This window comes from Agrococcus jejuensis (genome assembly GCF_007679035.1).
GTDB classification, from domain to species: domain Bacteria; phylum Actinomycetota; class Actinomycetes; order Actinomycetales; family Microbacteriaceae; genus Agrococcus; species Agrococcus jejuensis_A.
In genome coordinates this window covers 1284201-1307145 of the sequence record NZ_VEFR01000001.1, presented here as the reverse complement: position 1 = coordinate 1307145, position 22945 = coordinate 1284201, and the positions used below count along the sequence as shown (strand labels likewise).

The 22945-nt window shown below is 73.3% G+C and carries 22 protein-coding genes, 1 tRNA gene and 1 riboswitch; of the genes, 7 read left to right on the top strand and 16 right to left on the bottom strand.

Annotated elements, in window-relative coordinates; all coding sequences use genetic code 11:
- Window positions 1-51 precede the first annotated feature (51 nt).
- The 11 genes from FS793_RS06305 to argS form a co-directional block, all read right to left on the bottom strand.
- Window positions 52-1107 (bottom strand): extracellular solute-binding protein, encoded by a 1056-nt coding sequence (locus FS793_RS06305; RefSeq protein WP_144719568.1) that lies wholly within the window; start codon window positions 1105-1107, stop codon window positions 52-54.
- Between the two features lie 161 nt (window positions 1108-1268).
- Complete coding sequence (locus FS793_RS06300; RefSeq protein WP_144719567.1) at window positions 1269-1610, bottom strand: DMT family transporter; 342 nt, start codon at window positions 1608-1610, stop codon at window positions 1269-1271.
- A 2-nt stretch (window positions 1611-1612) separates the two neighbouring features.
- Window positions 1613-1927 (bottom strand): DMT family transporter, encoded by a 315-nt coding sequence (locus FS793_RS06295; RefSeq protein ID WP_144719566.1) that lies wholly within the window; start codon window positions 1925-1927, stop codon window positions 1613-1615.
- A 13-nt stretch (window positions 1928-1940) separates the two neighbouring features.
- Window positions 1941-2005: riboswitch (guanidine-III (ykkC-III) riboswitch) on the bottom strand.
- Window positions 2006-2046: 41 nt separating this feature from the next.
- A complete protein-coding gene (gene prfA / locus FS793_RS06290) occupies window positions 2047-3126 on the bottom strand; it encodes a peptide chain release factor 1 (protein WP_144719565.1) in 1080 nt (359 codons plus the stop codon).
- Between the two features lie 5 nt (window positions 3127-3131).
- Window positions 3132-5120: a transcription termination factor Rho gene (gene rho, locus FS793_RS06285; RefSeq protein WP_144719564.1), complete on the bottom strand. Its 1989-nt coding sequence runs from the start codon at window positions 5118-5120 to the stop codon at window positions 3132-3134.
- Window positions 5121-5272: 152 nt separating this feature from the next.
- Window positions 5273-6190, bottom strand: coding sequence for a homoserine kinase (gene thrB, locus FS793_RS06280; protein ID WP_144719563.1), 918 nt, complete (start codon window positions 6188-6190; stop codon window positions 5273-5275).
- Window positions 6187-7257: a threonine synthase gene (thrC, locus tag FS793_RS06275; protein ID WP_144719562.1), complete on the bottom strand. Its 1071-nt coding sequence runs from the start codon at window positions 7255-7257 to the stop codon at window positions 6187-6189. The genes thrB and thrC overlap by 4 nt, the downstream gene beginning before the upstream one ends.
- Window positions 7258-7274: 17 nt before the next feature.
- Entirely contained in the window at window positions 7275-8576 is a 1302-nt protein-coding gene (locus FS793_RS06270) for a homoserine dehydrogenase (protein WP_144719561.1), read from the bottom strand.
- On the bottom strand, window positions 8573-9919 hold the full coding sequence (gene lysA, locus FS793_RS06265; RefSeq protein ID WP_144719560.1) for a diaminopimelate decarboxylase: 1347 nt from the start codon (window positions 9917-9919) through the stop codon (window positions 8573-8575). The genes FS793_RS06270 and lysA overlap by 4 nt, the downstream gene beginning before the upstream one ends.
- A gap of 172 nt (window positions 9920-10091) precedes the next feature.
- The gene (locus tag FS793_RS06260) at window positions 10092-10850 is read right to left on the bottom strand and encodes an LmeA family phospholipid-binding protein (RefSeq protein ID WP_144719559.1); all 759 of its coding nucleotides are present in this window, start codon (window positions 10848-10850) and stop codon (window positions 10092-10094) included.
- Between the two features lie 2 nt (window positions 10851-10852).
- On the bottom strand, window positions 10853-12502 hold the full coding sequence (gene argS / locus FS793_RS06255; protein WP_144719558.1) for an arginine--tRNA ligase: 1650 nt from the start codon (window positions 12500-12502) through the stop codon (window positions 10853-10855).
- 22 nt (window positions 12503-12524) lie between these two features.
- On the opposite strand from argS, the gene FS793_RS06250 reads away from it, so the two are divergent.
- The gene (locus FS793_RS06250; protein WP_144719557.1) at window positions 12525-13082 is read left to right on the top strand and encodes a hypothetical protein; all 558 of its coding nucleotides are present in this window, start codon (window positions 12525-12527) and stop codon (window positions 13080-13082) included.
- A gap of 9 nt (window positions 13083-13091) precedes the next feature.
- Here FS793_RS06250 and FS793_RS06245 read toward each other — a convergent pair whose 3' ends face one another.
- Complete coding sequence (locus FS793_RS06245) at window positions 13092-13883, bottom strand: transglutaminase-like domain-containing protein (RefSeq protein ID WP_186329359.1); 792 nt, start codon at window positions 13881-13883, stop codon at window positions 13092-13094.
- 78 nt (window positions 13884-13961) lie between these two features.
- Here FS793_RS06245 and FS793_RS06240 point away from each other — a divergent pair.
- Window positions 13962-14037 (top strand) — tRNA-Arg (locus tag FS793_RS06240).
- A 53-nt stretch (window positions 14038-14090) separates the two neighbouring features.
- Here FS793_RS06240 and FS793_RS06235 read toward each other — a convergent pair.
- Window positions 14091-15296, bottom strand: coding sequence for an MFS transporter (locus FS793_RS06235; protein ID WP_186329358.1), 1206 nt, complete (start codon window positions 15294-15296; stop codon window positions 14091-14093).
- Between the two features lie 159 nt (window positions 15297-15455).
- Between FS793_RS06235 and FS793_RS06230 the strand changes: the two genes are divergently transcribed.
- Both FS793_RS06230 and FS793_RS06225 read left to right on the top strand, forming a co-directional pair.
- The gene (locus FS793_RS06230) at window positions 15456-16136 is read left to right on the top strand and encodes a TetR/AcrR family transcriptional regulator (RefSeq protein ID WP_144719554.1); all 681 of its coding nucleotides are present in this window, start codon (window positions 15456-15458) and stop codon (window positions 16134-16136) included.
- Window positions 16133-16774, top strand: coding sequence for a DNA-3-methyladenine glycosylase (locus FS793_RS06225; protein ID WP_144719553.1), 642 nt, complete (start codon window positions 16133-16135; stop codon window positions 16772-16774). Before FS793_RS06230 ends, FS793_RS06225 begins: the two co-directional genes overlap by 4 nt.
- Here the strand turns inward: FS793_RS06225 and FS793_RS06220 are convergent.
- Genes FS793_RS06220 through FS793_RS06210 form a run of 3 tightly spaced genes read right to left on the bottom strand, consistent with a single transcriptional unit; the run spans window position 16762 to window position 19819 of the window.
- Entirely contained in the window at window positions 16762-17088 is a 327-nt protein-coding gene (locus FS793_RS06220) for a cupin domain-containing protein (protein ID WP_144719552.1), read from the bottom strand. The genes FS793_RS06225 and FS793_RS06220 overlap by 13 nt on opposite strands.
- Window positions 17085-18491, bottom strand: a complete 1407-nt coding sequence (locus FS793_RS06215) for an NAD(P)/FAD-dependent oxidoreductase (RefSeq protein ID WP_144719551.1) — start codon at window positions 18489-18491, stop codon at window positions 17085-17087. Before FS793_RS06215 ends, FS793_RS06220 begins: the two co-directional genes overlap by 4 nt.
- Window positions 18492-18535: 44 nt before the next feature.
- Window positions 18536-19819 carry an acyltransferase family protein gene (locus FS793_RS06210; protein ID WP_144719550.1) on the bottom strand — a complete coding sequence of 428 codons (1284 nt, stop codon included), beginning with the start codon at window positions 19817-19819 and terminating at the stop codon, window positions 18536-18538.
- 102 nt (window positions 19820-19921) lie between these two features.
- On the opposite strand from FS793_RS06210, the gene FS793_RS06205 reads away from it, so the two are divergent.
- From FS793_RS06205 to FS793_RS06195, 3 genes are read left to right on the top strand one after another with little or no spacing between them, the layout of a single operon-like run.
- A complete protein-coding gene (locus tag FS793_RS06205; RefSeq protein ID WP_144719549.1) occupies window positions 19922-20215 on the top strand; it encodes a metal-sensitive transcriptional regulator in 294 nt (97 codons plus the stop codon).
- Between the two features lie 17 nt (window positions 20216-20232).
- The gene (locus FS793_RS16570) at window positions 20233-20553 is read left to right on the top strand and encodes a heavy-metal-associated domain-containing protein (protein ID WP_260980045.1); all 321 of its coding nucleotides are present in this window, start codon (window positions 20233-20235) and stop codon (window positions 20551-20553) included.
- Entirely contained in the window at window positions 20553-22733 is a 2181-nt protein-coding gene (locus tag FS793_RS06195; RefSeq protein ID WP_144719548.1) for a heavy metal translocating P-type ATPase, read from the top strand. Before FS793_RS16570 ends, FS793_RS06195 begins: the two co-directional genes overlap by 1 nt.
- The last annotated feature ends 212 nt before the right edge of the window (window positions 22734-22945 follow it).

Below are 22945 nucleotides of genomic sequence, written 5' to 3'. Positions count from 1 at the left end.
CGCCGTCGTGGGCGTCCGTCCGGCCGCGGGGTCGGCGCGATCGGGGTCGGGTCAGGGCAGGTACTCGAGCTCGATGCGCTCGACCCATGCGCCGATGTGCTCGCGCACGAGCGCGTAGTCGATGTCGGCGCGCTCGACCGAGTCGATGAGCTCGACGATCTCGGGGTTGGCCTGCGCGAGCGCGCCCTCGTTCACCGGCATGGCGTTGAACTCCTGGGCGAAGGCGCCCTGCACCTCGGCGCTGCCGAACCAGTCGATGAACTCCTGCGCCTGCTCCTCGCGCTGCGTGCCGGCGATGACGCCGATCTGCTCGGTGACGAAGGGCACGCCGTCGGCGTTCGGCACGATCGCCGTGTCGGTGCCGTACTCCGCGTCGCGGGCGATGATGCCGCCCGAGGGCAGCACGCCGTAGGAGACGTCGCCCTGCTCGAAGCGCGCGTAGAGGTCGCTGCCCTCGACGGCGGGGCTGCCGTTCGCGAAGTACGCGTCGACGGCCTCCCAGCCCTCGTCCGAGACCTCGCCGTCCTCGTCGGCGTACGGCGCGAGGATGCCGGCGACGACGAGCTGGGGCGTGGCCTCGCCGAGCGCGGTGTTCACCTCGTACTGCCCCTCGTAGTCCGAGGTCCAGAGCTCGGACACGTCGGCAGGCGGGTCGGTGACGGCGTTCGCGTCGTAGACGGTGACGATCGCCTGGTCGACGAGCGGCCAGTACGCGCCGTCGACGGGGTCGCCGGCGTCCTGCGGCACCTCGTCCGACCAGGTGGGCTCGTACGCCGTGATGGCGTCCTCGGCCTTGAGGGTCTCGAAGAACATCGTGTTGAGCCCGAAGACGACGTCGCCCACGGGGTTGTTCACCTCGGCGACGATGCGGTTCGTCAGGTCGGCGCCGCCGAGCCCGACGATGTCGATCTCGAAGCCGTTCTCGGCCGCCTGCTCGGTGAGCCACTCCCCGCGGCCGTCGCCGTTCGAGTTCGTGTAGACGATGAGCGGGCCGCTCGCGTCGCCGCCGCCCGCGTCGCCTCCGCCGCTCGCGCATCCTGCGAGCGCGACGCCCGCCAGTGCCAGTCCTGCCGTCGCGCGCAGCGCGCGCGTCTTCGATGCCTGCATGGTCTCTCCTCGTCGAACGACCTCTCACCATGGAGAGTACCTACAACAGAACGCGAGATCCATAGGTGCGGTCGCGCGTCCGCACACACGCTAGGGTGCGCGGATGAACGCAGGCCGAGCGCGGGATGAACACGCTGCGACCGGCGCCGTGCCCGCGTCGCTCAGGCTCCCGCCTCGGGCCCGCCCTTCGGCGCCGTGATCTTCAGGCCGATGACGCTGCCGACGATGCCGGCGACGAAGAGCACCGTCCACCACGAGAACGCCTCGGCGCCCGTCACGATCGCCCACGTGACGGTGAGCGCCGCGCCGATGCCGACCCACACGGCGTAGGCCGTCGCGATCGGGATCGAGCGCGCGGCGCGCTCGAGGCCGATCATCGACAGGATGCAGCCGACGACGAAGACGATCGACTCGACGGGGCGCGTGAAGCCCTCGGAGGCGCCGAGCGCCGTCGCCCAGACGGCCTCGAGGACTGCGGAGACGAGCAGCACGATCCAGGCCATGGCTACGCCACCACCTTGAGGCCGACGACGCAGCCGACGAGCACCGCGAGCAGCACGACGCGCGCGACGGTCGCCCGCTCGGCCTTCGTCACCATCGCCCAGACGGCCGTCGTGACGGCGCCGATGCCGACCCACACCGCGTAGGCGGTGCCGGTCGGGATCGTGAGCATCGCGATCGCGAGCCCGACCATGCTGCCGACGATGGCGACGCCGAACACGACGGTCGGCTTCCAGCGCGTGAAGCCCTTCGTGCGCGAGAGCGCCGTGGCCCAGACGGCCTCCAGCAGCCCCGAGACGACGAGGATGACCCAGTCCATGACAGACCTCCGATGTGGTCAGTCTTGTCGCTGTGCGGGTACTGCGCCCTCGTCCGCACGCCTGCCTCGGCGTGCCTCCAGGGTAGCAAGGATGGCTGCCCCTGGCACGGGTTCGTCGGTCAGGACTCGTCGGCGAGCGCCGCGAGCCTGGCCTCCTCGTCGGCCGTGATGCACGAGTCGATCACGGCCTGCAGCGCACCATCCATCACGGTGTCGAGGTTGTACGCCTTGAAGCCCGTGCGGTGGTCGGCGATGCGGTTCTCGGGGAAGTTGTACGTGCGGATGCGCTCCGAGCGATCCATGCCGCGGATCTGCGAGCGGCGCGCGTCGGAGGCGGCGGCGTCGATCTCCTCCTGCTGCTTCGCGAGGATGCGGGCGCGCAGCACGCGCATGCCGGCCTCGCGGTTCTGCAGCTGCGACTTCTCGTTCTGCATCGACACGACGATGCCCGTCGGCAGGTGGGTGATGCGCACGGCGGAGTCGGTCGTGTTCACCGACTGGCCGCCGGGACCCGACGAGCGGAAGACGTCGATCTTCAGGTCGTTCGGGTCGATCTGCACCTCCTCGGGCTCGTCGACCTCGGGGAAGACGAGCACGCCGGTCGTGGAGGTGTGGATGCGACCCTGCGACTCCGTCGCGGGCACGCGCTGCACGCGGTGCACGCCGCCCTCGTACTTCAGCGACGCCCACACGCCCTGCGCGGGGTCGGACGCGGAGCCCTTGATGGCGAGCTGCACGTCCTTGAAGCCGCCCATGTCGCTCGTCGTGTGCTCGAGCATCTCGGTCTTCCAGCCGCGGCTGGTCGCGTAGTGCTCGTACATGCGCAGGAGGTCGGCTGCGAAGAGCGCCGACTCCTCGCCGCCCTCGCCGCCCTTGATCTCCATGATCACGTCGCGGCCGTCGTCGGGGTCGCGCGGGATGAGCAGACGCCGGAGGCGCTCCTCGGCCTCGTACGCGGCCTGCTCGAGGCCGGGCACCTCGTCGGCGAACGCCTCGTCCTCGCGGGCGAGCTCGCGGGCGGCGGCGAGGTCCTCCCCCGCCGCCGTCCATCGCTCGTGCGCCGCCTTGATCTGGCTGAGCTCCGCGTAGCGGCGGTTGACGCGCTTCGCGCGCCCCGCATCCGCGTGCAGCGCAGGATCCGCGAGCTGGTGCTCGAGGTCCGCGTGCTCGCTCAGCAGCGCCGAGACGGATTCGAACACGTGGGTCAGGCCTGCTCGCCCGGCGTCGACTTCGAGACCTTCATGAGGAACTCGACGTTCGACTGGGTGTCCTTGAGGTTCTTGAGCACGAGCTCCGTCGCCTGCTGCGGGTCGAGGCCCGCGAGCGCGCGACGCAGCTTCCACATGACCTTGGTCTCCTCGGTGCCGAGGAGCATCTCCTCGCGACGCGTGCCCGACGCGTTGACGTCGACGGCCGGGAAGATGCGCTTGTCGGCGAGCTGCCGCGAGAGGCGCAGCTCCATGTTGCCGGTGCCCTTGAACTCCTCGAAGATGACCTCGTCCATCTTCGAGCCCGTCTCGACGAGCGCCGTTGCGAGGATCGTGAGCGAGCCGCCGTGCTCGATGTTCCGCGCGGCGCCGAAGAAGCGCTTCGGCGGGTACAGCGCGCTCGAGTCGACGCCACCCGAGAGGATGCGACCCGACGCGGGCGTCGAGAGGTTGTAGGCGCGGCCGAGGCGCGTGATGCCGTCGAGCAGCACCACGACGTCCTTGCCGAGCTCGACGAGGCGCTTCGCACGCTCGATCGCGAGCTCCGCGAGGGTCGTGTGGTCCTCGGCGGGACGGTCGAACGTCGACGCGATGACCTCGCCCTTGACGGTGCGCTGGAAGTCGGTGACCTCCTCGGGGCGCTCGTCGACGAGGACGATCATGAGGTGGACCTCGGGATTGTTCTCGGCGATCGCGTTCGCGATGGCCTGCATCACGAGCGTCTTGCCGGCCTTGGGCGGCGAGACGATGAGGCCGCGCTGGCCCTTGCCGATCGGGGCGACGAGGTCGATGACGCGCGTCGAGAGCTTGCCGGGCACGGTCTCGAGACGCAGGCGGTCCTGCGCGTAGAGCGGCGTCAGCGACGAGAACTCGGGACGGTTCGCGGCCTCCTCGGCGGGCAGGCCGTTGATGGAGTCGACGCGCACGAGCGCGTTGAACTTCTGGCGGCCCTGCACGCCCTGCGCCTCGCCCTCGCGGGGCTGCTTGATGGCGCCGGTGACGGCGTCGCCCTTGCGGAGGCTGTGCTTGCGCACCTGGCCGAGCGACACGTACACGTCGCTGTTGCCCGGGAGGTAGCCCGTGGTGCGCACGAAGGCGTAGTTCTCGAGCACGTCGAGGATGCCGGCGACGGGCAGCAGCACGTCGTCGTCGAGGATCTCGGGCTCGAGGTCGTCGCCGCGGCCCTGGCCGCGACGACGGTCGCGCGTGCGACCGCGACGCGACTCGAGCTCGGCGTCGCCGCCGCCTCGCTGGTTGCGGCCGTTGCCGCCCTGGTTGTTGCCGTTACCGTTGCCGTTGCCGTTCTGGCCGCGGCCGCGACGGTTGCCCTCCGTGGGCTGCTCGTCGTCGGCGTCGTTCGCCTGCTGCTGCTCGCGGCCGCCCTGCTGCTGGGGCTGGTCGCCCTTGTCCTGCTGGTCGGCGTTCGCCGCGCCCTTGCCGCGGCCGCGACGGCGGCGGCTCGTGCGGGGCTCGCCCTGCTCGGCGTCGTCGGCGGGCTGCTCGGCCGTGGCGCCGTCCGCCGTCGACTGGTCCTTGGCTGCGCCGTCGGCCTCGGGGGCCTCGGGCGCGGCCTCGGTGGCGGGCGACTCGGCGGGCGTCTCCGCAGCGACCTCGGCGGTGGGCTCCTCGGCAGCGGGCGACTCGGCCTCGGCGGCAGGCGCCTCCTCGACCTTGGGCTCGTCCTTCTTCTTGCGCGGCGCGCGCTTGCGCTTGGGCGCCTCGACGGGAGCGTCCTCGCTCGCGGCGGGCGTCTCGGCCGGCGCTGCCTCGGCGGCTGCGGCCTCGGCCGGCGCCTCGGCGGCCGGCAGGTCGAGCGTGGCGGCCTCGGGGGCCGCGGCGGCGCTCTGCGCACGACGCGAGCGACGCGCCTTGGGCGGCGCCACGGGGGCCTCTGCGGCCTCGGCGGCGGGTGCGGCGGCGGGCTGCTGCGTGGGCTCTGCGCCCTCAGCGGCGGCAGCGTCGACGTCGATGGTCTCGTTGGTCATCGTTCTCCCTTTCCGGGGAAGGCCGTGTGGTCACGGCCTCAGATGCACGGCTCCATCGCGCGGCGTACGTCGAGGACATCGCCGATCGATGGGGCGGTGCTGCGACTGGAGTCTCGTGATCCTCCGCAGGCGGACACGGATCGTGGCCGGGACTAGCGGGGATTGCTCTCGACTGTACCACCCTTGATGTCGACGGCGAGCAGGTGGGACTCCCAGGAATCCTCCTGCGCCGCGACGATCTCGGCGGCCGCGAGACGCTGCTCGGGATCGCTCGAGAGCACGAGCACCGACGGCCCCGCACCCGAGACGACGGCGGCGTGGCCGGCGGCGCGCAGCGCCTCGACCAGCCTGCTCGTCGACGGCATCGCCGACGCGCGGTAGCGCTGGTGCAGGCGGTCCTCGGTCGCCGCGAACAGCAGCCCGGGCGTCTGCGTGAGCGCTGCGATGAGCAGCGCGGCGCGCGAGAGGTTGAAGACGGCGTCGGCGTGCGGCACGTCGGCGGGCTGCAGGCTGCGCGCCAGCGACGTCGACATGCGCTCCTGCGGCACGGCCACGAGCAGCGAGACGCCGCGGTGCACCGCGAGCTCCGTGTGATGCGGGCCCTCGTCGTCGACCCACGCGATCGTGAGGCCGCCGAAGATCGCGGGCGCGACGTTGTCGGGGTGCCCCTCGAGCTCCGTCGCGAGGCGCAGCACCGTGGCGTCGTCGACGTCGACGTCGTCGCCGACGAGGCCGACGGCCGCGAGCACGCCCGAGACGATCGCGGCACCCGACGAGCCCATGCCGCGCGAGTGCGGGATGGCGTTGCGGGCGTGGATGCGCAGGCCCGGCGCGGGCACGCCGAGGCGCTCGAACGCGTGGAGGGCCGCGCGAGCGACGAGGTGGGTCGCATCCGTCGGCACCTCGCCGGCGCCGACGCCCTCGACCGTGATCTCGACGCCCGACTCGATGGCCTCGACGTCGAGCTCGTCGTGCACGTTGAGCGCGAGGCCCAGCGTGTCGAAGCCGGGGCCGAGGTTGGCGCTCGTCGCGGGCACGCGCACGCGCACGCGACGACCGACGAGCGTCACGCGAGACCCAGGAGGCTCGCGACCTCGCTCGTCTCGGCCTTCACGACCTGGGGCGACGCATCCGTGCCGTCGTCGGACTTCAGGCCCCACTGCGCGTCCTTGAGGCCGTGGCCCGTGACGGTGAGCACGACGGTGGAGCCCTTGGGCACCTCGCCGGCGGCGTGGCGCTCGAGCAGGCCCGCGAGGCTGATCGCCGAGGCGGGCTCGACGAAGATGCCCTCGTCGCGCGCCAGCAGCCGCTGCGCCGCGAGGATGCGCTCGTCGTCGATCGCCCAGAAGCCGCCACGCGACTCGTCGCGCACCGCGAGCGCCTGCTCCCACGATGCGGGGTTGCCGATGCGGATCGCCGTCGCGACGGTGTCGGGCTCGCGCACGACCTCGCCGCGCACGATCGGCGCGGAGCCGAGCGCCTGGAAGCCGAGCATGCGAGGCGTGCGCGTCGCGTCGCCGTGCTGCGCCGCCTGCGTGTAGCCGCGCCAGTACGCCGTGATGTTGCCGGCGTTGCCGACGGGGATGAAGTGCAGGTCGGGCGCGTCGCCCAGCACGTCGACGATCTCGAACGAGGCGGTCTTCTGCCCCTCGATGCGGTCGTCGTTCACGGAGTTGACGAGGTGCACGGGGTAGTGCTGCGACAGCTCCTTCGTGATCTCGAGGCAGTCGTCGAAGTTGCCCTGCACCTGCAGGATGCGCGCGCCGTGCACGACCGACTGGGCGAGCTTGCCCATGGCGATCTTGCCGTCGGGCACGAGCACGGCGGCGGTGATGCCGGCGTGCGCCGCGTAGGCGGCGGCCGAGGCCGACGTGTTGCCCGTCGAGGCGCAGGCGATCGCCTTCGCGCCCTGCTCGACGGCCTTCGTGACCGCCATCGTCATGCCGCGGTCCTTGAAGGAGCCCGTGGGGTTCATGCCCTCGAACTTCACGAAGACGCGGGCGTCGACGCGCGCCGAGAGGTGCGTCGCCTCGATGAGCGGCGTGCCGCCCTCGCCGAGCGTCACGATGGGCGTCGAGTCGGTGACGTCGAGCCGGTCTGCGTACTCGCGGATGACTCCGCGCCACTGGTGTGCCATGCGTCCCTCTCCCCCGCTCAGGCCTGCGCCTCGATGCGGATGACGTGATCGATGCTCGCGACGTCCTCATGCGTGCGCAGCGCGTCGACGACCTGCTGCAGCCTGCCCTCGGGGGCGGCGTGCGTGCCGAGCACCAGGCTAGCCGTCGGCCCGTCCGCCACGTGCTGCTCGATGGACTCGATCGACACGTCGTGCTGGCCGAGGATCGTCGCGATCGCGGCGAGCACGCCGGGCCGGTCGGCGACGGCGAGGCGCAGCTGGTAGCGGGTGGGCACGTCGGCGATGGGCGCGATGGCCAGGTTCGCGTGGCTCGACACCGCGAGGCCGGGGCCGCCGATGACGTGGCGGCGCGCGATCGAGACGAGGTCGCCGAGCACGGCCGACGCCGTCTCGGGGCCGCCGGCGCCCGCGCCGTAGAACATGAGGTCGCCGGCGGCCTCCGCCGTGACGAAGATGGCGTTCTTCGCCTCGTGCACGGCGGCGAGCGGGTGGTCGGCGGGGATGAGCGCCGGGTAGACGCGTGCGGAGACGCGCTCGCCCTCGGCGCCGTCGAGGCGCTCGCAGATGGCGAGCAGCTTCACGACCCGGCCGTCGCGCTCCGCCTGCTGCACGACCTCCGCCGTGATGCCGAGGATGCCCTCGCGGTGCACCTGGTCGACCGGCACGGTCGTGTGGAACGCGAGCGACGCGAGGATCGTGGCCTTCGACGCGGCGTCGTAGCCCTCGACGTCGGCCGTCGGGTCGGCCTCGGCGTAGCCCAGGCGCGTCGCCTCGGCCAGCGCATCCTCCATCGTCGCGCCCTCGCGGTGCATGAGGTCGAGGATGTAGTTCGTCGTGCCGTTGACGATGCCCATGACGCGCGTGATGCGGTCGCCGGCCAGGCTCGCCTCGAGCGGGCGGATGATGGGGATCGCGCCGCCGACGGCGGCCTCGAACGCGAGCTGGCCGCCGACGCGCTCGGCGGCGTCGAAGAGCTCGGGCCCGTGCGCGGCGACGAGCGCCTTGTTCGCCGTGACGACGTCGGCTCCCGCGCCGAGGGCGTCGAGCACGAGGGTGCGCGCGGGCTCGATGCCGCCGAGCAGCTCGACGACGATGTCGGCGGATGCAGCGAGGCGCGCGAGGTCGGTCGTGAGCAGCTCGCGGGGCAGATCGACGTCGCGCTGCGCGTCGAGATCGCGCACGCCGATGCCGACGAGCTCGATGCGCGCGCCGGCGCGGGCGGCGAGCTCGTCGCCGTGCTCGAGCAGCAGGCGCGCGACCTGCGAGCCGACGCTGCCGGCTCCGAGCAGCGCGACCTTGAGGCTGCGGTAGGCGGTCATGCGGTTCCTCCCAGGCCCGCGTCGCGCGCGAGCAGGTCGTCGATGGTCTCCCGACGCACGAGCACGCGCGATGCGCCGTCGGCGACGGCGACGATCGGCGGGCGGGGCGTCATGTTGTAGTTCGAGGCGAGGCTCGCGCAGTACGCGCCCGTCGCGGGCACCGCGAGCAGGTCGCCGGGGGCGACGTCGCCGGGCAGGCGCACCTCGTCGACGACGATGTCGCCGGACTCGCAGTGCAGCCCTACGACGCGGGCGCGCACGGCCTCCGCATCCGACGACCGGCCCACGACGCGCGCCGTGTACTGGGCGCCGTAGAGCACGTGCCGCGGGTTGTCGCTCATGCCGCCGTCGACCGAGACGTACACGCGCTCGCCGTCGGCGAGCTCCATGCGCTTGATCGTGCCGACGCGGTACACCGTCACGCCCGCGGGGCCGGCGATCGACCGGCCCGGCTCGATGGCGACGCGCGGCATCGCGATGCCCTCGCGCGCGCATGCCGACCGCAACGCCTCGGCGAACGACGCGGCGATCTGCTCGATCGGCTGCGGGTCGTCGGCTTCGGTGTAGGCGATGCCGAAGCCGCCGCCGACGTTGAGCTCGGGCAGGGCGCCGCCGGGCAGCAGCGACGCGTGCAGCGCGACCATGCGGTCGAACGCGGCCGCGAATCCGGCACCGTCGAAGATCTGCGAGCCGATGTGCGTGTGCAGGCCGCGCAGCTCGAGCACGTCGTCGGCACGGATGCGCGCGACGAGCGTCGGTGCGTCGTCGATGCGCACGCCGAACTTCTGGTCCTCGTGGCTCGTCGCGAGGAACTCGTGCGTCGAGGCGTGCACCCCCACGTTGATGCGCAGCCGCATGCCCTGGCGCACGCCCGCCTCGGCGGCCACGCGCGTGAGGCGCTCGAGCTCGAGCTCGGAGTCGACCACGATGGTGCCGACGCCCGCGGCGACCGCGACGCGCAGCTCCGCCTCCGACTTGTTGCTGCCGTGGTAGCCCACACGAGCCAGGTCGACGCCGGCGGCGCGCACGAGAGCCAGCTCGCCCGCCGAGCACACGTCGACGCCGAGCCCCTCGGCCGTGACCCACCTGGCGACGTCGGCCGTGAGCAGCGCCTTGCCCGCGTAGTAGACGATCGGGTCGTCGAGCACCGCCGAGAACGCGGCACGGATGCGGCGGGCCCGGCCGCGCAGCTCGTCCTCGTCGAGCAGCATGAGCGGGGTGCCGTGCTCGGCGACGAGCGCGTCGACGCTCGCGCCGCCGACGTGCACGACGCCGTCGACGCGGTGGGCGCTCGCCGGCCAGATGGCGGGCTGGAGCGCGTCTGCTTCAGGGGGATGGGTCATGTCGGTCCGTGGAGGGTGGGGATCGCCTGCGGTGCGAGCGCGGGCCCTTGCAGGCACGGAAGCGCTCGGATCAGCAGGCGAGCGGACCCGGCTTGGCCCCTGAAGCCTGACGTCGCCAGCCTACCGGGCGCGGCATGGCGCATCCGCCCCGCTCGTCACGCGGCGACGCGCATCAGCCCGCGCAGCTGCCGTGCGGCGACTGCAGCTGCAGCACCGAGCGCTGCTCGATCGCGAAGACGAGCAGCACGGCGCCGTTCGACACGCGCACGTCGGCGATCTCCATCGTCGTCGGCACCGAGTCGGCGACGCAGAAGCCCGTCTGGTCGAAGAGCGACGACGTGGGCACGCCGAACCGCTGCTCGAACTCGGCGGGCGTCAGGTTCCAGGCGCCGACCTCGACCGTCTGCGGCACGAGCACGATGCGCGACCCGCGCGTCACGGGCTCGACGACGACCGTCACGTCGGTGGGCGCCGACCGCGTCGACAGCGTCGCCTCCAGCTCGACGCGCAGCGCGGGCGGCTGCAGCGTGACGTCGACGACCGGCGCGTCCACGAAGTCGCCCGTGAGCTGCACGACCGAGTCGTGGTCGAGCGAGATGTACGAGTACACGCGCGGGATGGGCGTGAGCGGATTCGTCGGCAGGTCGTAGATCTCGGCGTGGAACGTGCCGTCGGCGACGCCCAGGTCGAGGTCGACGACCGTGATCGCGACGTGGTCGACCGAGCCCAGCAGCAGCTGCAGGATCGCGCTGCCGCCCTCGATCTCGGCATCGACCTCGTCGGGGTCGTCGAGCTCGAGCGCGACGGCGATCTCCTCGCGGGCGATGCGCTCCATCTCGGTGCGCACGATCGCGTCGGCGATGACCGTCGCGCCGACGAGCGCGCCGATGCCCGCGAGGCCCAGGGCCACGCGCACCAGCCGCCGCGGCATCGCTACATCCGCTCGGGTGCGCTCACGCCGAGGGTGCCGAGGGCGGTGCGCAGCACCTGGCCGGTGGCGTCGTTGAGCCACAGGCGCGATCGGTTGACGTCCTCGATGGCGTCGTCGCCCTGCGGCACGACGCGGCACGCGTCGTACCAGCGGTGGTAGAGGCCGGCGAGCTCCTCGGCGAAGCGGGCGACGCGGTGCGGCTCGCGCAGCTGCGCCGACTGCGCGAGCACGCGCGGGAAGTCGGCGAGGGCGCCGAGCAGTGCCGACTCCGTCTCGTGCTCGAGCGTCGCGGCGTCGAACGCCGAGCGGTCGACGCCGGCGGCGGAGGCGTTGCGCGCCACGGCGGACGTACGCGCGTGGGCGTACTGCACGTAGAAGACGGGATTGTCGTTCGAGCGCTTCTGCAGCAGCTCGAGGTCGATGTCGAGGGGCGTGTCGACGCTCGAGCGGGCGAGCGAGTAGCGGGCGGCGTCGACGCCCACGACCTCGACGAGGTCCTCCATCGTCACGATCGTGCCTGCGCGCTTCGACATGCGCACGGGCTTGCCGTCGCGCACGAGGTTGACCATCTGGCCGATGAGCAGCTCGAGGTTGACGTGCGGCTCGTCGCCGAACGCCGCGCACATCGCCATCATGCGACCGACGTAGCCGTGGTGGTCGGCGCCGAGCATGATGAAGCACTGCTCGAACCCGCGCTCGCGCTTGTTGAGGTAGTAGGCGAGGTCGCCCGAGAAGTACGCCGGTGCGCCGTTGGAGCGCACGACGACGCGGTCCTTGTCGTCGCCGAGCGCGGTCGAGCGGAGCCAGGTCGCGCCATCCTGCTCGAAGATGTGCCCGCGCTCCCGCAGCCGCTCGATGGCGCGCTCGACGTCGCCGTTGGCCTGCACGTCGTGCTCGTGGAAGAACACGTCGAACACGACGCCGAAGTCGGCGAGCGACTGCTTGATCTCGCCGAACATCATCTGCACGCCGTGCGCGCGGAAGTGCTCCTGCAGCGCGTCGTCGTCGAGGTCGAGCAGGTCGATCTCGCTCTCGGCCTCGACCCGCTTCGCGATGTCGCCGATGTAGGCCCCGCCGTAGCCGTCCTCCGGCGTCGGCTGCCCGCGCCAGGCGGCGACGAGGCTGCGTGCGAAGCGATCGATCTGCGCGCCGTGGTCGTTGAAGTAGTACTCGCGGGTCACGCGGGCGCCCTGCGAGTCGAGGATGCGCGCGAGCGAGTCGCCCACGGCGGCCCAGCGCACGGCGCCGAGGTGCAGCGGACCCGTGGGGTTCGCCGACACGAACTCGAGGTTCATCGCGATGCCCTGCATCGAGTCGCCGCGGCCGTAGGCGCCGCCGGCCTCGACGATCGTGCGCGCGAGCTCGCCCGCGGCTGCCGCGTCGAGGCGCAGGTTGAGGAAGCCCGGGCCCGCGACCTCCACGGCGGCGACGCCGGGGATGGCCTGGATGCGCTCCTGCAGCTGCGCGGCGAGGTCGCGCGGCGCGACGCCGACGCGCTTCGCGAGGCGCATGGCGGCGTTCGTCGTCCAGTCGCCGTGCTCCCGGCTGCGCGGCCGCTCGAGCACGATGTCGCTCGCGGCGACCTCCGCTCGGTCGCCGACGACCGCCTGCACGGAGGCGAGGAGGGCTTCGGCGAGAGCGGCGGGATGCATCCCTCGATCCTATGCTGGCCGCATGCCACGCTCTCGCGCCCTCGTCGTCGTCCTCGCCGCCGCCGGCGCGCTCGCGCTCGCCGCCTGCACGCCCGGCGCGCTCGACGGCGACGCGCCCAGCGAGACGCCGACGCAGGCGCCGGCGCCCTCGGACGCCCCCGAGGACCCGGATCCCTCTGCGTTCGAGCCCGCGCCGTCGGAGGCGCCCGTCGTCGGCCCCGTCGAGGGCGACCTCGACCTCGCGTGCAGCGAGGTGCTCACGCCGCAGCAGGTGTACGACTTCAACCCCGAGATGCTCGCGACGGCCTCCCCCGCCGGCGGGCTCCCCGACGCCTTCTCGGCGATCGTCGAACGCGGCGGCGTCGTGTGCGCGTGGCAGCATGCCACGAGCGGCGACGTGCTGCTCGTCGGCGTGCAGCCCGCCGACGAGGACGCGCCGGACGACGCCGACGCCGGCGGCCTCACGACGGCGAGCGAGCGCAGCGACGACTGGGCCGTGCTCGTGGGCTCGCGCTACTTCGAGGGCGCGGACGACCAGGCGCGGTCGATGGCCGCGCAGGTCATCGCGAACCTCGGCTGAGCCGGCGGCTCATGCGAGCCGCACGCGCTCCTGCCGGTCGTCGATCGTGCCCTCGGCGAGCGCGTCGTCGGCCGCAGCCACGGCGATCCGCTCGAGCGTGACCCAGCCGCGCGAGTTCGTCGCCCACGCCGTCTCCTCGGCGTCGACGCCCGTCGCGATGCGCACCATGCTGCGGCGCGGTGCGAGGTGCGTCGCATCCACGACCCACCACTCGCCGTCGAGGTGCACCTCGGCGACGGCGTGGAAGTCCGGCGGCTGCAGCGCGGGCGCGTAGACGGAGGCGTAGCGCGCGGGGATGCCCAGCGCGCGGCAGAGCGCGATGACGACGTGCGCGTAGTCGCGGCACATGCCGCCGGCCTTGCGCAGCGTGGCGACGGCGCCGTCGTCGAGCTCGGAGCGCTGCATGTCGTACTCGAGGTTGCGGGCGACGTAGCGCACGACGGCGTCGACGGCCGACCATCCCTCTGCGCGGCCGAAGCGCTCCGACGCGAGGTCGCGCAGCTGCTCGACCTCGACGTAGCGGGACGCGGCGAGGTAGCGGGTCGGGTCGTCGCCGACGGCCGACGGCGCGGAGCCCTCGATCGTCGCGTCGAACGTGCACGTGAGCCGGCCGGGCCCGGCCGTGAAGCACAGCTCGCGCGTGCCGTGACGGCTCTCGCGCTCGGTCGACGCGACCGGCTCGCCGTCGAGCGCCAGCGCGAGCGTCTCGTCGGTCTGGTGGCCCGTCGACGGCAGCAGGAGCAGCACGAAGTCGGCTTCCTGGTCGACGTCCATGGCGAACTCGGCATGCACGGTACGCATCACGGCGACTCCTCGCATCGGGGGTGGGATGGCTGGACGGCGCATGCGTGCCCGGGTGCTAGTCTCGTCGACGCCCCTGCCCTCGTAGCTCAGGGGATAGAGCGTCTGCCTCCGGAGCAGAAGGTCGTAGGTTCGAATCCTATCGAGGGCACCAGAGTCGGATGACCGCGTGTCGCGGGCCCGGCCCCTCTCCCGCCCGAGACGGGATCAGATCGCGGCAGCGCCGGCGACCGGCGTCGGCGTGGGCGCCGCGCGGAACGCGGGATGCACGAGCACCAGCACGAAGGCGCCCACCAGCACCGCGCCGAAGGCGACGAGCGGCGCGGTCGTGCCGATGCCGAGCAGCAGCGTGCCGATCGGCGGCCCCACGACGACGCCGAGCACGGTCGTCGTGCCCATGAGCAGCTGCGTCGTCGTCCGGTCGCGCGTCACCGCACCCGCCGCGCGGGCGATGCCCGGCAGCGCCAGCCCGACCCCGGTGCCCGCGAGCACGATCGCAGCGAGCACCAGGAGCAGGCCGTCGGCGATCGCGAGCCCGCCGACGCCGAGCGCCGCGAACGCGATGCCGACGCGCGCGAGCACGGCGCCACGACGCGCAGCGCGTGCGATGCGCGTCTGTGCGACGACCGCAGCGAGCCCACCGGCGAGCAGCACCCATCCCGTCGCGAATCCCGTCATGGGCGCGTCGAGGTCGAAGCGGTCGTGCAGCACGAAGCCGAGCACGATCTGCACGCAGGCGACGCTCGCGAGCAGCGCGAGCGCGGCGAGCGCGAACGGCCACGTGCGCGCATCGACGAGCGCCCTCGGCGACTTGGTCGGCGGCTCGCCGGCGGGATCGGCGCGGATGCCGCGCGGCACGCCCAGCGCGACCGCGAGCGCACCGATGCCGAGCAGCAGCGGCGATGCCGCGATGGGCACGAGCGCGCCGAACGACGACAGGCCACCACCGAGCCCGACGCCGACGACGATCGAGATGCCCTGCACCGATGCGATGCCCGCGAGGCCGCGCATGCGCCACGCGTCGTCCTGCGTCGCGTCGATGACGAGGCGAGCGGCGGGCACGATCGCGGCGATGCACGCGCCGAGCGCGAAGCCCCGCAGCACGACGAGCGCGACGACGACCACCCACGTGGGGATGCCGACGCGCGGGGCGAGCATCACGAGCACGGCGACGATCGTCATCGCGACCGTCGCGAGCAGCATCGCCGACACGATCGGGCCGCGGGCTCCGTGGCGGTGCACGACGCGCATCCACGTCGGCACGGCGACGAGCATCATCGCGGCGGAGGCGGCGACCGCGACCCCGACGTGCCACGGCTCCAGGCCGAGCTCGAGCACGAGCGGCGCGGTGGCCGGCTGCATGGTCATCTGCGCGAACGACGCGAGCAGCACGGCAGCGAGCGCGGCAGCCATCGGTGCGCGACCTCGCACGGAGCTCTGAGCGTTCATGGAGCCTGCATTCTCGAACGGGTGGTAGAACGACGTTCGAATGCACGCTACCGCCTCCGAGCCCTTGCGTCATTCCGTCGCGCGGCGGATGCGGCACACTGGGCGCTGACGATGCGGAGGGCCATGGCCGACGACGCGCCCTTCCACGTGGGCCTGACTCCCGAGCGCATCGTCGCCGAGGCGGTCGCGCTCACCCGTGCGACGCACCTGCTGGGCTGGTCGGTGCGCGACCTCGCCCGTCGCCTCGACGTCGCCGCATCCGTGCTCTACCACCACGTCGGCGGCAAGGACGTCATCGTGCGTCGCGTCGTCGAGCACGTGCTCGACCAGATCGCGCTGCCCGAGCCGACGCTCGCGTGGCAGGACTGGTTCCGTGCGGTCATCCTGCCCTCGCGCGAGATCATCGGTGCGCATCCGGGCGTCGCGAAGTGGCTGCTCATGCACGGCCCCACGCTCACCCTGCTCGAGCCCTCGGTCGAGGCGGGCGTCGCGACGCTGCAGCGCGCGGGGTTCGGCGACCGAGCGGCGCTCGCCTATGCCGCGCTGCTGAACAACACGCTCTCGGCACTCGCGATGGGCGACGATCGCAGGCTCGTCGACGGTGACGGCCCCAGGGACCACGCGGCGATGCTCGCCGACCTGCAGGCGAGCGACTCCGCCGCGATCCTGCTCATCGGCGCGACGCTCGTCGAGCCGTTCATCGGCGACGCCGAGCAGGTGCGCGCCGCGGACGCGGCCTACTTCTCGTTCATCCTCGAGACCACGATCGCGGGTCTCGAGGCGCTGCTCGCGCGCGAGCCGTGACGCGACCGGACCGGGCCTGGCTCGCGGGCGACCCCGTCGTCGTCGCGCCGCTGCTGCTGGGAGCGACGCTCGCGCACCGGACGGCCGAGGGGCGCGTGGCGATCCGCATCACGGAGGTCGAGGCGTACCGCGGCGCCGACGACCCGGGTGCGCACTCGTTCCGCGGGCGCACGGCGCGCAACGCGACGATGTTCGGGGAGGCCGGGCACCTCTACGCCTACTTCACCTATGGCATGCACCACGCGATCAACGTCGTCGCGGGCGACCGGGAGGGCTTCGGCATCCTCGTGCGTGCGGGGGCGATCGTCGAGGGCGAGCCGCTCGCCCGCAGGCGACGGGAGGCGAGGCCGCGGCGCTCGCCCATCGTCGAGCTCGCGCGCGGCCCCGGCAACGTCGCGCAGGCGCTCGGCGCGACGCTCGCCGACGACGGCGCCGACCTGCTGGGCGACGGGCCGTGGACGCTCGCGGTCGACGGCGCGCTGCCGACGCATCCGCTGCCGCATCGCACGGGCCCGCGCGTCGGCGTCTCGGGCGAGGGCGGCGACGGCGCGCGGTTCCCGTGGCGGTGCTGGCTGCCCGACGAGCCGAGCGTCTCGGCGTACCGGGCGGCGACGCCGCGGCGGCGTCAGGCCACGTAGACCTTCGTGAGCGTCTCGTGCACCGTCCACTCGGTGCGCTCCCCCGCGTGCAGCGTCACGAGGTCCCCTGGCGAGGCCTCGACGGTCTCGCCGTCGGCGAAGCGGATGCTCGCGCGGCCCGAGAGCACGACGAACGCCTCGTCGACCTCGACGTCGGTCGCGACGCCCCGCGTCATGCGCCACACGCCCACCTCGACCTCGCCGATCGTCGCGAGCGCGACGGATCCCGCCGAGGGTGCGCCGTCGACGACGTCCGCCTCCGGGAGCGGCTCGACCGGCACGTCGAGGTCGGCGAGCCGCACGACGCGGCTCACGAGTCGAAGCCCAGGCCGAGCGCGTCGAGCGTCTGCAGCAGCACGTTGCGGCGGCCCGCGTTGTGGTCGGCGCGATCGAGCGACCAGCGGGTCGCCTGGATGCCCGCCGACGCGAACGGCTCGGGCGGGAACGGGATCGACGGCTGCCGCACCATCTGCAGCTGGGTGCGCTCGGAGTCCACGCCCGTGAGCCGGTCGAGGCACACGTCGGCCGCGAAGCGCGTCGCGGCGACGCCGAGGCCCGTGAAGCCGTTCGCGTAGGCGACCTTGCCGCCGCGGGCGAGCCCGTACTGGGCGCAGAAGCGGGTCGACGTGTCGATCACGCCCGCCCAGCGGTAGGCGAAGCGCACGTCCTCGAGCTGCGGGAACGTCGTGAGGAAGTGCGCCGCGAGCCGATCGAACGACGCCTGTCGACGCTCGTGGTGCGGGCGGATGCGACCGCCGTAGAAGTAGACGGCGTCGTAGCCGCCCCACACGATGCGATCGTCGGCCGTGAGCCGGTAGTAGTGGAACTGGTTCGCGGCGTCCGAGATGCCGCGGCGGCTGCCCCAGCCGATCGCCGCCTTCTGCTCGGCCGTGAGCGGCTCGGTCGCGAGCACGTAGTCGTAGACGGGCACGGTCGAGAGCCGGTCGCGCCGCAGCAGGCTCGGGAAGGCGTTCGTCGCGAGCATCGCGCGCGGTGCGCGCACGCTGCCGCCGCCCGTGTGCACCGTCACGCCGTCGTCGTCGGTGTCGATCGAGATGGCCTTCGTGCGCTCGAACAGCTCGACGCCGCGCTCGACGCATGCGCGGGCGAGCTCGTGCACGAGCCTGCCGGGATGCACGAGGGCCGTGCCCGTGCGGTCGAGGTAGCCGCCGAGGAACGTCGGCGAGTCGAGCTCGGCGCGCGTCTGCTCGGCGTTGAGGAAGACGCCGCGGTCCTCGATCGCCTCGGTGCGCAGCCACTCGACCTGGTGCGGCTCGGTCGCGACCGTGAGCGAGCCGGTGGGCTCCCACTGCACGTCGAGGCCGAGGCGCTCGATGTCGGCGCCCATGCCGTCGAGGTTCTCGACGCCGAGCCGCTCGAGCTCGTCGAGCTCGTCGGGCCAGCGCGCCTCGCCGTTCGCACGGCCGTGCGTGAGCGAGGCGTCGCAGAAGCCGCCGTTGCGACCCGAGGCCGCCCAGCCGAGTCGGTGCGCCTCGACCACCACGACCTTCGTGCCGGGCTCGCGCTCGACCGCCTTCAGCGCGGTCCACAGGCCCAGGTAGCCACCGCCCACGACGACGAGGTCGGCGCGCACGTGCGACGTGAGCCGCGGATGGCGCTGCGCCGGCCTGTCGAGCCACACGGAGCCCTCCTGCGCGGGGGCGAGGGCGCGAGCGACGAGCGCGGGGTCGACGGATGCGTCGAACGTGGTCTCCATGAGCGGAGCCTAGGACAGCGCGGCTGCGTGCGGGTGAGGCAGGGTCACGCGCGCGGCAGCAGCCTGCCGCTCGGCGCGGGCGCGAGCGGGATGCGGGCCAGCAGCAGCGCCGCGACGGTGCCGACGACGCCGGCTGCCGCGAGCGGGAGGTCCATGCCGAACGTCATGATCGCGAACGGCGGCGCGATGAACAGCACGATCGCGAGGACGGTGCGCCACGCGGGCGGCGCCTCCGCGAGCGCCTGCACGCGCTCGAACCGCACGAGCGGGATCGACAGCAGCGACACGAGCGCGAGCACGAGCAGGAAGAACGGGATGCGCTCGAGCCACCACTGCCCCGTGCCGGGCGTCGAGAGCGAGAACGGCAGCACGAGCTGCACGCCGATCATGAGCATGATGAGCGGCAGGTGCCACAGGTAGACGGTCATGAGCCGCGAGCCCAGCAGCAGCACGACCGCCTGCGCGGGCCGCAGACGCATGAGCGCCGTGAGCGGCCGGTGCAGCAGCTGCAGCAGGCACGCCTGCGCGACGCCGAGCAGCAGCAGCGGCACCGTCGGCGGGAACTGGTTCGAGAGCATGTTCGTCGAGTAGTCGCCCACGCGCACCACGACGAGGAGGATCGCGTACGCGACCACGACGACGAGCGCGAGCTGCCACCAGCGGCGCGCGGCGAACCAGCCGTCGTGCATCCAGAATCCGAGCTGCTGCACCGCGAGCCACACGAAGGCGACGTTCGGCAGGCCCACGAGCGGCTCGCCCGCGAGGATGCGCACGAGGTCGGTGAGGCACGCAGCGGCCACGAGCACGGCGAGCGTCGTCCTCGGCCGTCGCTCGTGCCACTCGATGAGGATCGGCGCGAGCGCCTGCACGAGCATGTACGACGCGAGGAACCACAGCGGTGAGCCGACGCCGACCGCGACGCCGTCGACGAACGCGGGGTCGACCGGCAGCAGCGCCGCGACGCCCAGCACGACCGCGAAGAAGACGAACAGCGGCAGCGACGGGCGCGCGAGGCGGGCGAGGCGCACGCGGGCGAAGTCCTCGGGATCGTCGCCGCGGCGGCGCGCGCTGCGGAAGCCGGCGGCCGACGCGAAGCCGCCGACGACGAAGAACAGCGGCATGATGAGGCCGAACCACGTCGCCGCGGGGAACCAGGTCTGCAGCTCGAGCGTGCGCTCGAGCGCGATGCCGTCGTCGCTCACCGAGACGCCCGCGAAGAGCAGGTGCACGACGACGACGAGCAGCACGCACACGACGCGTGCGAGGTCGAGCGTGAGGTCGCGCCCTGCCAGCTTCGCCTCGGCGGCGGCGCGTGCGTCGGTGGTCACGCGGTCACTGTACGACCCCGCACCCTTCGATCGCGGGATGTCGGCGCTCCCGGGCTGCGCGCATCCTGGACTCGCCATACCCCCAAGGGGTATGGTTGCGGCATGGAGCAGCACAGCCACGGCTACGCCGAGGACAAGCAGGCGATCCTCCGCAGGCTCAAGCGAGCCGAGGGCCAGGTGCGCGGGATCGCGCGCATGGTCGAGGAGGACACCTACTGCATCGACATCCTCACGCAGGTCTCCGCCGCCACGAAGGCGCTCGAGACCGTCGCGCTGCAGCTGCTCGACGACCACCTGGCGCACTGCGTCGCCGAGGCCGCGAGGTCCGGGGGCACGGTCGCCGACGAGAAGATCCGCGAGGCGAGCCAGGCCATCGGCCGGCTCGTCCGCTCGTGACGAGAAGGAGCACCATCGTGCAGCAGGACGTCGAGATCACCACCGCGCCGCAGGTCGCCGAGCAGGGCGGCTGCTGCGGCGGCGGATGCTGCGGCGGTGGCGCCGCCGAGACGGCAGCCCCCGCGCAGACGCAGGACTTCGCCGTGACCGGCATGACGTGCGGCCACTGCGTGTCGTCCGTGCGCGAGGAGCTCGGCGCGATCGCCGGCGTGCGCGCCGTCGAGGTCGAGCTCGTCGCAGGCGGCACCTCCACCGTGCGCGTCGACGCCGACGGCCCCCTCGACCTCGCCGCCGTGCGCGCCGCGGTCGACGAGGCCGGCTACACGCTCGTCGACTGATGCCCACCGAGGTCGTCGACCTCGAGATTCAGGGCATGACGTGCGCGTCGTGCGCCGCTCGCATCGAGCGGCGCCTCGGCCGCATGCCCGGCGTCGAGGCGACCGTGAACTACGCGACCGAGGTCGCGCACGTGACGCTGCCCGCGGGCACGTCCGTCGCCGACGCCATCGCGACCGTCGAGGCCACCGGGTACGGCGCATCCCTGCCCGAGCCCGACCGCGAGCGCTCGGACTCGCCGCTCGTGTGGCGGCTGTTCGTCGCCGCCGTGCTCGGCACGCCCGTCGTCGCGATGGGCATGGTGCCCGCGCTGCAGGTCGAGGGGTGGCAGTGGCTGTCGCTCGTGCTCGCGACGCCCATCGCCGCCTACTCGGCATGGCCGTTCCACCGCGCCGCCGCGCTGGCCCTGCGCCACGGCGCCACGACGATGGACACGCTCGTGTCGCTCGGCGTCACCGCCGCCTACCTCTGGTCGGTGTGGGCCCTCGTGTGGGGTGGCGCCGGCGAGATGGGCATGCACATGGAGGGGCTGCTCTCGACCGGCGAGCACGCTGGCCTCTACCTCGAGGTCGTCGCGGCCGTCACGGCCTTCCTGCTCGCGGGGCGCCTCATCGAGCACCGCGCACGCCGAGGCTCCGTCGACGCGCTGCGCTCCGTCGCGCGGCTCGGCGCCCGCGAGGCCACGCGCCTCACCGCCGCCGGCGAGGAGCGCGTGCCCGTCGACGCCCTCGTCGTCGGCGACCGCATCCGCGTCGTGCCCGGCGAGAAGATCGCCGCCGACGGCATCGTCGTCGAGGGCGCCTCGACGGTCGATGCGTCGCTCGTGACGGGCGAGTCGATGCCCGTCGAGGTCACCGAGGGGTCGCCCGTCGTCGGCGCGACGATCAACGGCTCGGGCGTGCTGGTGGTGCGCGCGACGGCCGTCGGCGGCGACACCGAGCTCGCCCGCATCGCCCGCCTGCTCGAGCAGGCGCAGGAGGGCAAGACGGCGGTGCAGCGCATCGCCGACCGCATCTCGTCGGTGTTCGTGCCCGTCGTCGTCGCGCTCTCGGTGCTGACGCTCGTCGGCTGGATCGTCGCCACCGGCGACGTGCAGCGCGCCTTCACCGCCGCGATCGCGACGCTCATCATCGCGTGCCCGTGCGCGCTGGGCCTCGCGACGCCCACCGCGCTCCTCGCCGGCACGACGACGGGCGCCGAACTCGGCATCCTCATCCGCGACGCTCGCGTGCTCGAGGCCGCGCGCCGCGTGCGCGTGCTGCTCGCCGACAAGACCGGCACCATCACCGCCGGCCGCATGCGCCTCGAGACGACGACGGTCGCCGACGGCGAGGACGCCGAGCGCGTGCTGCGCGTCGCCGCATCGCTCGAGCGCGGCAGCGAGCACCCCATCGCCAAGGCGATCGTCGCCGCGGCGCCCGACGCGCCCGCCGCGGCGTCGGTGCAGGCGGCCGCCGGGTTCGGCATCCACGGCGTCGTCGACGAGCGCGCTGCCCAGGCGGGCTCGGCGGCGTGGATCGCGGATGCGTGGGCCGCTCCCCTGCCCGCATCCCTCGCCGCCGCGCTCGACGAGGCCGAGGCACGTGGCGCGACCACGGTCGTCGTCGCGTGGGACGGCGCGGCTCGCGGCGTGCTCGCCGTGCGCGACGAGGTGCGCGCCACGAGCGCCGCCGCCGTCGCCCGCCTCGCCCGCATGGGCGTGCGCGTGGCCATGGTGTCGGGCGACAACCCGCGCGCGGCGCACGCCGTCGCCCGCGAGGTCGGCATCGACGACGTCACGGCCGCGGCGACCCCCGCCGACAAGGTCGATGCCGTGCGTGCCGCGCAGGCGCAGGGCTCGGTCGCGATGGTGGGCGACGGCGTCAACGACGCGGCGGCGCTCGCCGCCGCCGACCTCGGCATCGCGATGGGCACCGGCACGGATGCCGCGCAGCACGCCGCCGACGTCACCCTCGTGCACGGCGACCTCGAGGCCGCCGCAGACGCCATCGCGCTGTCGCGCCGCACGCTCGCGACGATCCGCCTCAACCTCGTGTGGGCGTTCGCCTACAACACCATCGCGATCCCGGTCGCGATGGCCGGGCTGCTCACGCCGATGCTCGCGGGCCTCGCGATGGCGCTGTCGAGCGTGCTCGTGGTGGCGTCGTCGCTCACGCTGCGGCTGTACCGCCCGCGGCGGTAGGGACGGCTGCCGTTCTCCGCTCGACTCCCCACCAGCTGGTCGAGGAGCGCGCGAGCGCAGCGAGCACGCGTCACGAGACCACGCGACCGCCGCTCCTGCCCAGCCACGTGCATGGTCGCGCCGAGCGGCCACGTCGCGAGGTCGCGTGACGGCTCCTCGCTGCGCTCGGGGCCTCCTCGACCAGCGGGTCGGTCGACGGCGGAGCAGCGGCA

Bases quoted from the DNA above. Each gene is read 5' to 3' on its own strand.
- FS793_RS06305 (WP_144719568.1), bottom strand. From the start codon at position 1,107: ATGCAGGCATCGAAGACGCGCGCGCTGCGCGCGACGGCAGGACTGGCA.
- FS793_RS06300 (WP_144719567.1), bottom strand. From the start codon at position 1,610: ATGGCCTGGATCGTGCTGCTCGTCTCCGCAGTCCTCGAGGCCGTCTGG.
- FS793_RS06295 (WP_144719566.1), bottom strand. From the start codon at position 1,927: ATGGACTGGGTCATCCTCGTCGTCTCGGGGCTGCTGGAGGCCGTCTGG.
- rho (WP_144719564.1), bottom strand. From the start codon at position 5,120: ATGACCAACGAGACCATCGACGTCGACGCTGCCGCCGCTGAGGGCGCA.
- thrC (WP_144719562.1), bottom strand. From the start codon at position 7,257: ATGGCACACCAGTGGCGCGGAGTCATCCGCGAGTACGCAGACCGGCTC.
- FS793_RS06270 (WP_144719561.1), bottom strand. From the start codon at position 8,576: ATGACCGCCTACCGCAGCCTCAAGGTCGCGCTGCTCGGAGCCGGCAGC.
- lysA (WP_144719560.1), bottom strand. From the start codon at position 9,919: ATGACCCATCCCCCTGAAGCAGACGCGCTCCAGCCCGCCATCTGGCCG.
- FS793_RS06260 (WP_144719559.1), bottom strand. From the start codon at position 10,850: ATGCCGCGGCGGCTGGTGCGCGTGGCCCTGGGCCTCGCGGGCATCGGC.
- argS (WP_144719558.1), bottom strand. From the start codon at position 12,502: ATGCATCCCGCCGCTCTCGCCGAAGCCCTCCTCGCCTCCGTGCAGGCG.
- FS793_RS06250 (WP_144719557.1), top strand. From the start codon at position 12,525: ATGCCACGCTCTCGCGCCCTCGTCGTCGTCCTCGCCGCCGCCGGCGCG.
- FS793_RS06245 (WP_186329359.1), bottom strand. From the start codon at position 13,883: ATGCGTACCGTGCATGCCGAGTTCGCCATGGACGTCGACCAGGAAGCC.
- FS793_RS06235 (WP_186329358.1), bottom strand. From the start codon at position 15,296: ATGGCTGCCGCGCTCGCTGCCGTGCTGCTCGCGTCGTTCGCGCAGATG.
- FS793_RS06230 (WP_144719554.1), top strand. From the start codon at position 15,456: ATGGCCGACGACGCGCCCTTCCACGTGGGCCTGACTCCCGAGCGCATC.
- FS793_RS06215 (WP_144719551.1), bottom strand. From the start codon at position 18,491: ATGGAGACCACGTTCGACGCATCCGTCGACCCCGCGCTCGTCGCTCGC.
- FS793_RS06205 (WP_144719549.1), top strand. From the start codon at position 19,922: ATGGAGCAGCACAGCCACGGCTACGCCGAGGACAAGCAGGCGATCCTC.
- FS793_RS06195 (WP_144719548.1), top strand. From the start codon at position 20,553: ATGCCCACCGAGGTCGTCGACCTCGAGATTCAGGGCATGACGTGCGCG.